Below are 9,269 nucleotides of genomic sequence, written 5' to 3' on the forward strand. Positions count from 1 at the left end.
CCAGTCCTACTCCAGAGCAGAGGAGCCAGCCTGGGAGCCTGAGATTCCTAACCCTGGAGATCCCGAAACCGGTGGGCTCTCCACCGCTGCGTAACCAGATTGACGGGGCCTGGAGAAGAACAGAGCTGTGCCCAGACAGCCCCAAATGACACAGGCGGCCATAACCCCCCGCTGCAAAGGCCCAAAGGGTGGGGAAGCACTGGGGATCCCTTCTGTCTGAGGGAACTCCTCGCCCACCGGCACGTTGACCAACACCCCATGCCCCAGCTGGCGAATCCGCACCTGCCAGAGGCCCGTCAGGTTGGGATCCGGCTGCAGCAGAAATCGTCCCCGCGCATCCGTCTGTCCCTCCTGCCAAGGGGTAGTGGGATCCGTTGGCGCAAACACCGTTACCTGCGCAAAACGCATCGGTTCGCCAGAATCGTGGCGGGCCTGGATCTCAAAAGCGGGAACTGCCCGCCAAGAGGCCTCCACCCCGTGGCCCCAAGCGGGAGCAGACAGGAGCAGGCCGAAAGCCAGCAAGCTCAACCGTGCTCCGCATCGCTGACGCGACGCCGCAATCAGGCTCAGTCGGCAGGAAGGGATCCAAAGTTTTGGCCAGACTCGGTTCATTGGTTAGCTGAGGACAGACGACAATCTCTACGCTCTGCAGGCGACCGGTCTTAGAAAAGCCAAGACTTCAGGGCGAAGACTCTGTCTGGGCAGGGCCAGAGGCAGCGCGGCAGTGGCCTTCCCCCACATGGCCCAAGTGGTGCAGGATCTCCAATACGGCCTTATCTGCAGGGGATCCCTCCTGCAGATCCCCCCAGTCCACTTCCAGAAGGTCGGATCCCCCCCCAGTGCTCCGCGCCGCTGAGGCGGCCAGCCGCTGCTCCAGGGAGACAGGATCCAACTTCACCAAAGGGGCAAACCCCAGAGCTGCTTGATTGAGGCTGTCGTTGGGGGGCAAGCTTCCATCTCCAAACAGGTGGTCGAAATGGAAGGTGACCTCCAGATCTGCCACCTGGCCGACGCGCACAAAGCCTTTGCGCTCCTCCCCCACATACTCTCCGCAGGTGAAGGCCACCTCAGGGCTGAACTTGAGCACAAACGGCATCTCCCCAGCCCCTTCCTTTGTCGGTCGGGCTTGGCCTTCGATCCAGAGGGAATAGCCCTTTGCCGGCCCCTCCAGTGCTGGCACCAGCCGCCACCCCAGGGCGTTGTAGTGGCCAGGGGGTGCCTCTAGGGATCCCAGTAAGGCCCGCTCCGCCGGGGGAGCCGTGATCAAATCAACCGTGATGGGGCCGGAGAGGCTGACCAATGCCCGTGCCAGCAAATCTGCATTTCCTTCCGGATCAAAGGGCGGATCGGTTTGGTAGGCGGTTATGTCCGCCAGCGTCACGTACACGTGCTCAAAGCTCAGTTCCCAGCCGTCTTTGGAGACAAACCCCTCCCGAATGAAGTCCTCGCCGTTGGCCCAAAACTCCAGAGTACCCATCTCTGCCTTTGCTTGGGCTAGGGGTGCTTCCTGCCTGACCTTTTCCGCTCCAGCGTTAGAAGCCGGTCGGCAGGCGCCTAGAGAGAAGGCCAACCCAAGGGCCAGAAAGGGTAAAGCTAACCCCTTGCCCCAGGGATCCCTTGTTGAAGCACCAAGCCGAAATGGAGTGTGTTTCACCAGTTCCCCTGCAAAGGACTCGGTCCCGATGACGCAAACGGCACTGCTCTAGCGAAACACAGGCTTCCCTGGTGTTACAATCCCCCACCAGGGCATCTGTAGGGCTATGCCTATGGCAAGGGCTACTCCTGCGCCAGATTCCCCGCCCGCACCCAACCTTCCTGCCCATTCTGACGGCGGATGCGCTGCCAACGACCATCTTCGCTGAGGCCCAGCACCGTCACCACCTCGTTCATGGGCACACCGCCAATGTAGGTTCCCTCCCGCTCTGGAGTGGCCCGCAGCGCCAGGCCAATGGGCTCGATCACCCGTCCCCGCTCACCTGGGGAAACCACTGCTGCCGTGGGGGGTCGAGTCGGCAAAGGAGTTGATTCAGGGTTGGGTTCAACCGTGGGAGCTGTAGAAGTTGAGGCTGAAACACCATCCACAGGGCCCAAATTGCCGGCGCGCACCCAGCCCTCTTGTCCGTTCAACTCCCGCCGCACCCGTTGCCAACGACCATCGGCGCTGTACTCCAACACCGTCACCGTTTCCCCCACTACAATTCCCCCTTGGTAGGCTCCATCAACAGAGGGCTGGCTGCGGATGGCCAGGCCAATGGGCTCGATCACCCGCCCACGGCTGCCGGGGGGAAATCCCTCAGGGTCAACAGTGCCTGCAGCAGGGCCAGAGGGGGGAGAGGGAAAACTGGCTGGGCGGGGCAAGGGATCCAAGCGCACCGCCTGCGGAAATTGAGGCGGGGCAGGGGGGGCCAACATGGGGGCGACGAGCTGCCACAACTGCCAAGCCAAGGCGGCCAGAGCCCCAACCGAGACACTCACCACCACCAAGGTGCCCAAGGGAAAACCGCCAGAAGCAGGAGAAGAACGGCCTCGCATCGGGTAGTTAGCCATCCGAAATACCTTCCCGCAATGCTGCAGGCAAGAATCCGCAGAGAAGATGGGATCCCCGTCAAAACCGGGGATTTACGAAAGCCAGAGCACGACTGCTGCGCAACGCTGACGTGATTGCATCCCAATGTATCGTGTTCCGCAGCGCTCTTGCTAGGCCTGTGCAGAGGAATCGCAACGCTGACGGGGCGACGCGACCCCAGAGGGCAAGGGCGTCGGAGATTAGCTTCTACTTATTGGTGTTGGTGAACTTATTCTGCCAGTCGGTCGTCAAAATCTCTCGGCCAAATACCCATCCTGCCAGAAGGAGGGGCAATGCCAAGCCCAGAAAGCCAAAAAGACTGACCACCTGAGCCACTTGCCGCTGGGCTTGTTTTCTCCTGGGATCCGGGATGTTGTTGGCAGCCAGCACCACTTTAGAACAAAAAGCCACCACCACCGCCCCCACCGGCCCCAAAACCAAAGAGGGCCACAGCCAAGCCGCCACTTGCGAGAATGCGTAGGCTCCGGTGAATGGGATAATCACGAAACAAGCCAGCTCCAGGATCCCCCACGTGAAGAGGGCCAACCAGACATCTTTGCGGAAGACTTCATCGGGATTGGTGTACATAAGCCTCCGGGATAAACCGCCCACACTAAGGCCAGACCTCGAGACAGGAACGGAAGCGCCACGGCTTCCAGATTAACTCCAGGTGCAAGGATCTGCTTGACGGATTTCCTCTGCCATTCAGGCAACTCAGCTAGAAATCGCAGGAGCCCCGCACTGTACCCGTAGGGTCAGTGTCGGGAGGAATGCGGAAGTTATGATAGAACCATGACCCAAGTCCTGACCGTCTCCTGCAAGCTCAAGGTGTCCCAGTCGCAAGCCGCAAAGTTGGATGCGACAATGGATGCCTTTGTGCAGGCGTTGAACTGGGTCAACCAAAACACACCAGAAAAAGTAGTCAACGCAGTCAAACTCCAGTCCCTTTGCTATTACCAGATTCGCGCTCGGTTTGGCTTGTCCAGTAACTTGGCAAGGACTACGTCCCGCTTACGCGACCAGCAGGTCTGCAGACGGCTGGCCGGTGCCCGTAAAGTTGCCCAACAGAAAAACCGCCCCGTCAAAGCGTTCAAGGGGGGCTTCGCTACCTACGATGCCCGTATCTTTTCGTTTCGCGAGAAAGACTGGACGGTGTCGCTGACCACGGTTGGGGGTCGAGAGCGCTTTGAGCTGGCGATTGGCCGCTACCAGAGAGAACGGCTGGCGGGCTCCAATCCCAAATCTGCCACTCTGGTCAAGCGCAAAGACGGCTCCTACTCCATTCAAATCTGTGTGGAAGCGGAGCCATCCCCACCGCAACGCACGGATAGAGTGCTGGGCGTGGATTTGGGAAGGACGGATATTGCTCATACGTCAGAAGGGGATAACTGGAATGGACAGCAGTTGAACCGAATCCGAGACCACTACTCCAAGCTGAGGGCGGTACTTCAACGCAAAGCCAGTAAGGGCACCCGCAGTTCGCGGCGCAGATGCAGGGAACTGTTGCAACGGCTGTCTGGCAAGGAGAGGCGCTTTCAGGCGTGGGTCAATCATCGCATCTCCAAAGCTATTGTCTCTAGGGCAAAGGCGACAAACAGCGCTATTGCTCTGGAAGACTTGACAGGGATCCGGGAAAGGGTCAATCAACAGCCACGCAGCAAAGCTGAGCGCCGCAGAACCAATAACTGGGCGTTCTACCAGCTTAGGATGTTCGTGGTCTACAAGGCTGCCATTGCCGGAGTACCTGTGGTGCTGGTTCCGCCTGCCTACACGTCGCAGACCTGCCACCGGTGTTTGCACATCCATCCCGACCCTGCGCAATCCTATCGCAGTGGGAAGCAGTTCAAGTGTGGGCACTGTGGATGGGAAGGGGATGCGGACTGGAATGGGGCCAACATGATTGCCAAACTTGGGGCTGCCGTAAACCAGCCTAGAGGTCCGTGGTTGGCTTGCCAACTGCAGGGCTACCGAAAGCCCGCCCTGTACTGCGAAGTAGTCAGGGTCGGGTAGTTTACTAAGATAATGCCCAAGATTCTCGGATAAGCCTCCGTTGATTTACGCACAGGAGGGCGGCCTCGGCAAGGATAAACTCCCCGCGCGACCCCACACGTAAAGACTTGAAATAAGATTTAGGTGTTCAATAACTCATGAATCACCTGCGTTTGTTGCCCTTTCCAGCCGAGGTTGGGGTCAAGCTTGCCCTGTTGAGAGGGCTCTTTATTCACCCGCGAGCCGAGGGCCCATCGCCTCTGCACGATTGTTGCCCATGAGCTGCCGAAGGGATCCCCACACCCCAACGCCCTGCAACCTTGTCTCCTGCTGACTTCGAGAGTGCCAAGCTGCCATGTCACGCATCCTCATCATCGATGATGATCCCAGCATTTGTGCTCTACTGCAGCGGTACTTGCAGCGGCAGGGGTATTCGGTTGAGGTGGCGATGACGGGGGCCGAGGGCTTACAGCAGTTGCGCGCTTTTCAGCCGGCCTTGGTAATTTTGGATCTGAACTTGCCGGATGTGAGCGGCTACGATCTCTGCCAGCAAATGCAAAAAGAGACCGGCGTGTACGTGTTGATGTTGACCAGCCGCGTCAGCCCTGCTGATAAGTTGCACGGATTCCAGTTGGGGGCAGATGACTACCTGACCAAGCCCTTCAGCCTGCCGGAGTTACAGGCGCGAGTGCAAGCCATTCTGCGGCGGCAACGCATGAAGACCGAAGTTGCCAGCGCACCGGTCTTGACCTTTGCCTCTTTGGTAATCGACCCGGAAACCCGAGCAGTCATCCGCGAGCAGCGCCTGATCAACTTAACAGCACTGGAGTTCGATTTGCTCTATGCTATGGCTCGACATCCGGGGCGGGTTTGGCGACGGGCTGAGCTGATTCAAGAGGTGTGGGATTTTAACCACGAGGGAGATGAACGGGTGGTCGATGTCCACATCGGCCAAATTCGCAAGAAACTAGAGACTGATACCAGCCAACCGGAGTTGATCCGCACCGTGCGTGGAGTTGGCTACAAGTTTGAGCCCCCCGCTCCGAAGGAGGGATGGGGAGAGGAAAAACCTTAACCCCCAAATAACTCTCCCCTCTTCACGTTGGGAGAGGGGCCAGGGGTGAGGGCCCGTTAATCCAAGCGGCGGCCTGTCAAACGCACAAAAATGTCTTCTAAGTTGGCCGGGCGCACCATGAGGCCGGTTTTGTCAGGTTCAGCTTCCAACTGCCGCTGAGCTTCCGCCAAGCTGGGGAAAAAGGTGTACTCCACCTCCCGGCCAGGACAGGATCGCACCAGCAGGGCCTCTCCATACTTGGCCCGCAGTTGCTCGGTGCTGCCCAACTCGATTAACCTTCCCCCATCCATGATGCCGATGCGGTCGCACAGCTCTTCTGCCTCCTCCATGTAGTGGGTGGTAATCAGCAAGGTCATGCCCTGCCGATTGAGATCCCGCAAGATCTCCCACAACAGCCGCCGCGCCTGGGGATCCAACCCGACGGTGGGCTCGTCCAAAAACAAAATCTGGGGGCGATGCAGTAACGCCCTGGCCACCTGCAAGCGTCGTTTCATTCCCCCTGAGAGGGTTTTCACTTTGTCTTGCCGGCGATCCGCCAGCCGCACATACTCCAGCCATTCATCGATGCGCCGTTGCCGCTCTGGGTTGGGGATGTGGTGCATACGCCCGTGGAACTCCAGGTTTTCCCAAACGGTCAGCTCTGCCTCTAGGGTGATAGGCTGCAGAACTACGCCAATTTGCTGCCGCACCGCCACCGGATCCCGCACCACGTCATACCCCCCCACCCGGATGGATCCCTGGCTGGGTCGGGTAAGGCTAGTAAGCATGCGGATGGTGGTGGATTTGCCGGCGCCGTTGGGCCCCAACAGGGCAAACACTTCCCCCTGGGGGATCTGCAGGCTCAAATCTTGAACGGCAACCTGCTGCCCAAAGCGCTTCCACACCCCCTGCATTTCCACCGCCACCGTCTTGGTTTGGGGCAAGGTTGGGGCCGTCGAAAGAGCTGTCACAGTCCGCTCCGGTAAAGTGTAAAGAAATCTTTATTCTCCAGCATACGCCAGCCGTGTCAGCAAGCTGCAGGTTCTATCAGGGATCCCTGCTGCTGGCAGCAGTCTGGGTTGTCTCTTAAGCTTTTGCGTGGCTGTGATTTCGTTCTCTGGGGTTTTTCTCTGGATCTTGCAAAATAGTACACATTGCGTCTGAAGGGTGAACCGCACTCCCAAGACAACACCTGTACAGACTCTGGAAGGGGAAATTGGGCTGGATAGCTCATGGCATATCTGTACGTATCTGTACGTATGGGTAACAATAAAAAAGACACAAGCTTGAGGGGGCTGGCTGTTCGGCGGGGGGCCTTCCCTGGGCGAAGCGACTCCCCTTCAGCATTGGCCGATAGCTTCTACCGACAAATCTAAGCAAAATGCAGAGCAAAGACCGATTCGACCAAATTGACTTCCGGCTGGATCGCCTGGTTGGGGCTGTGTTGACCCTGGCCGAGACCGTCAGCTTCGTCAAGGATGACCTGACCCATCTGAAAGCCATTGTTCAACAACAGGTGCTGATATCCCAGGAGCACAACACCTGGCTGGGAGAGTTAAAGACGATATGTCAACAGCAAGCCGATACAGCTCGTCGCCAATCTGAGACGATTGAGCGCATTATTGCCCATCTCCTGCCCGCTCAGGATCCCAAGTCTTGAAGGATCAGAGGGCAACCTGGGGGCGTGCCACAATGGCAGCAGAGCTGAGGTTTTCCACCGTTGGAGTGCCAGGTTGCAGCAGCAGGACAGGGTTCTGTTGAGGCTGAGGAGCTGCTTGCTTTTTTTCGCTGCCGACGTTTGCCTTACCTGGATCGCTTTGGCCCTCAAGAGGCCAAGCTGCCGCCGGACAACCTGCTGGAGCAATGGCGGCGGGATCGCCAAGCCCTGGCAGCCGCTGTGTTTGAGCGATTCCCCGGAGAACGGGTTGCGCCGGGCAATGAAGCTCTCTTGGCAGCCATGGCCGACGGGGCGGAGCGGATCTACGGCGGACAGATCGCCGCAGAGCTGGTTTGGGAGTCAGAAGAGGATGCCCAATTTCATTCCGTTTGGGTGAGCAGCTCCCTGGATCTGCTGATTCGGGATCCCGCTCTCGTTGGCAGAAGTTGCCGCGCCGCCCGATCCTCTTACCTGCCGGTTCATATTCGTATCGGCAAACGCCCCAAACCGGAATACGAATTGTTGCTGGCTTTGCAGGCAGAGTTGCTCGGATCCCTGCAGGGAAACGTTCCCAAGCGGGGCATTTTGATCCTGAAAGATGGGAAGTGGCACCCCGTCCACCTGAGCCGCCGACGAGCACAGGTGCGGCAATTGCTGCAGGAGTATCTGCACTCCCTCAACCAGCCGGAACCACCGCAGGTGTTCATGGCCCGCAGCCGCTGCCATCTTTGCCACTGGCGGGAGCATTGTCGCCAGTTGAACGCCACCGCCCAACCCCTCAGCCTGCTGCCGGGCGTAACGGGATCCCGCTATCCCCTTTTGCAAGAGGCGGGGATCCACTCGATTGAAGCCCTGGCCAACGCTCAGTTGGATAGGTTGCAAGCCATTCCCAAGTTGGGATCCGGCGTGGCCCTGCAACTGCAGCTGCAAGCCCGCGCCACCCTCAGCCGGCAGCCCCTCTGGATTCAATCCCCCCCGCAAACCCTGCCCACCACACCTGTAGAGCTGTACTTCGATATCGAGGCGGATCCCCGCCACAACGTCGCCTATCTGCTGGGCCTGCTGGTGGTGGAGCAAGCCGAGGGGAAAAAGGTTGCGAGCTATCACAGTTGCCTGGCCGCCGAGCCGCGGGAAGAAAGGCAAGCTTGGGAGCAATTCTTGCAACTGGCACAACGCTATCCTGACGCTCCCATCTACCACTTTCACGGCTTTGAAGTGCAGACCTGCCGACGGCTGGGGGAGCAATACCGCACGGATCCCCGACAGCTGCGGCAGTTGTTGCAGCGCTTTGTGGATTTACAGGCCTGGGTGCAACGCTCGGTGGTGCTGCCGATCGAGAGCTATTCCCTGAAAAACATCGCCCGCTGGTTGGGGTTTCAGTGGCGTCTGCCGGATGCCAATGGCGCCCAGTCCATTTATTGGTATAGCCAATGGCTGGAAACTCGGGAGCGCAGATATTTGGAGCACTCGCTTATCTACAACGAGGATGACTGCCGGGCTACCCACCGCCTAAAAGACTGGCTGTCCCAAGGAGTCCTCCATGCCGAATGATGCGAATAAATTGACAAAGACGGCCTATCCCCAGCCGCAAATGCCGCAGCTTGCGCCGCCAGTCTTGTGGCCAGTTGCTGAGGTTTCGTTTAGAATTAGACAGGCCCATTTAGTTCATTAAGGGGATCCCATGCTGTTGAAATCTCATGAATCTCCTCGCCATCAGGGCAGAAACCGTCGCGGTCGTGGGGGATCGGCACGTAAGCGCCAACTGGACAAACGGAACCGCGCCTTGATGCAACGATTACGACAACGAGAGCAAGCTCTCAACTCTCGATCTTCTCGGCAGGGGCAAGTTAACCCTGCCTTTTTTGTGCTTGCTTCTTCTTGGCCTGGCTACGAGGGATCCCGCTTGGCTGCGTAAACTACCCGGCTCCGACCGCTAAGCGGTACGGAGCGGGCTTTCAGTAGCCCTGAGCCTGCTCTGCTCTACCAGAGAACAAAACAGGCCC

At 58.7% G+C, this 9,269-nt stretch carries 10 protein-coding genes; 5 read left to right on the plus strand and 5 right to left on the minus strand.

Annotated features, from left to right (window positions below; translation table 11 throughout):
- Window positions 1-6 precede the first annotated feature (6 nt).
- From ACVW0C_RS07760 to ACVW0C_RS07775, 4 genes are all read right to left on the minus strand, one after another.
- The gene (locus tag ACVW0C_RS07760) at window positions 7-528 is read right to left on the minus strand and encodes a hypothetical protein (protein ID WP_457384822.1); all 522 of its coding nucleotides are present in this window, start codon (window positions 526-528) and stop codon (window positions 7-9) included.
- Between the two features lie 151 nt (window positions 529-679).
- Window positions 680-1,477, minus strand: coding sequence for a DUF4382 domain-containing protein (locus ACVW0C_RS07765; RefSeq protein WP_457384823.1), 798 nt, complete (start codon window positions 1,475-1,477; stop codon window positions 680-682).
- Between the two features lie 299 nt (window positions 1,478-1,776).
- A complete protein-coding gene (locus ACVW0C_RS07770) occupies window positions 1,777-2,547 on the minus strand; it encodes an SH3 domain-containing protein (protein ID WP_457384824.1) in 771 nt (256 codons plus the stop codon).
- 226 nt (window positions 2,548-2,773) lie between these two features.
- On the minus strand, window positions 2,774-3,154 hold the full coding sequence (locus ACVW0C_RS07775) for a hypothetical protein (RefSeq protein WP_011433618.1): 381 nt from the start codon (window positions 3,152-3,154) through the stop codon (window positions 2,774-2,776).
- A 204-nt stretch (window positions 3,155-3,358) separates the two neighbouring features.
- Here ACVW0C_RS07775 and ACVW0C_RS07780 point away from each other — a divergent pair, with 204 nt between their 5' ends.
- On the plus strand, window positions 3,359-4,576 hold the full coding sequence (locus ACVW0C_RS07780) for an RNA-guided endonuclease InsQ/TnpB family protein (protein ID WP_457384825.1): 1,218 nt from the start codon (window positions 3,359-3,361) through the stop codon (window positions 4,574-4,576).
- Between the two features lie 334 nt (window positions 4,577-4,910).
- Window positions 4,911-5,630: a response regulator transcription factor gene (locus tag ACVW0C_RS07785; protein ID WP_011433617.1), complete on the plus strand. Its 720-nt coding sequence runs from the start codon at window positions 4,911-4,913 to the stop codon at window positions 5,628-5,630.
- Between the two features lie 56 nt (window positions 5,631-5,686).
- On the opposite strand, the gene ACVW0C_RS07790 is transcribed toward ACVW0C_RS07785, so the two are convergent.
- Complete coding sequence (locus tag ACVW0C_RS07790) at window positions 5,687-6,535, minus strand: ABC transporter ATP-binding protein (protein WP_011433616.1); 849 nt, start codon at window positions 6,533-6,535, stop codon at window positions 5,687-5,689.
- Window positions 6,536-6,990: 455 nt separating this feature from the next.
- Between ACVW0C_RS07790 and ACVW0C_RS07795 the strand changes: the two genes are divergently transcribed.
- The 3 genes from ACVW0C_RS07795 (at window position 6,991) to ACVW0C_RS07805 (ending at window position 9,181) form a co-directional block, all read left to right on the plus strand.
- Entirely contained in the window at window positions 6,991-7,269 is a 279-nt protein-coding gene (locus ACVW0C_RS07795; RefSeq protein WP_457384826.1) for a hypothetical protein, read from the plus strand.
- A gap of 60 nt (window positions 7,270-7,329) precedes the next feature.
- Window positions 7,330-8,817, plus strand: a complete 1,488-nt coding sequence (locus tag ACVW0C_RS07800) for a TM0106 family RecB-like putative nuclease (RefSeq protein ID WP_457384827.1) — start codon at window positions 7,330-7,332, stop codon at window positions 8,815-8,817.
- A 130-nt stretch (window positions 8,818-8,947) separates the two neighbouring features.
- On the plus strand, window positions 8,948-9,181 hold the full coding sequence (locus ACVW0C_RS07805; protein WP_457384828.1) for a hypothetical protein: 234 nt from the start codon (window positions 8,948-8,950) through the stop codon (window positions 9,179-9,181).
- Window positions 9,182-9,269: the final 88 nt, after the last annotated feature.

This window comes from Thermostichus sp. OS-CIW-26 (assembly GCF_054058395.1).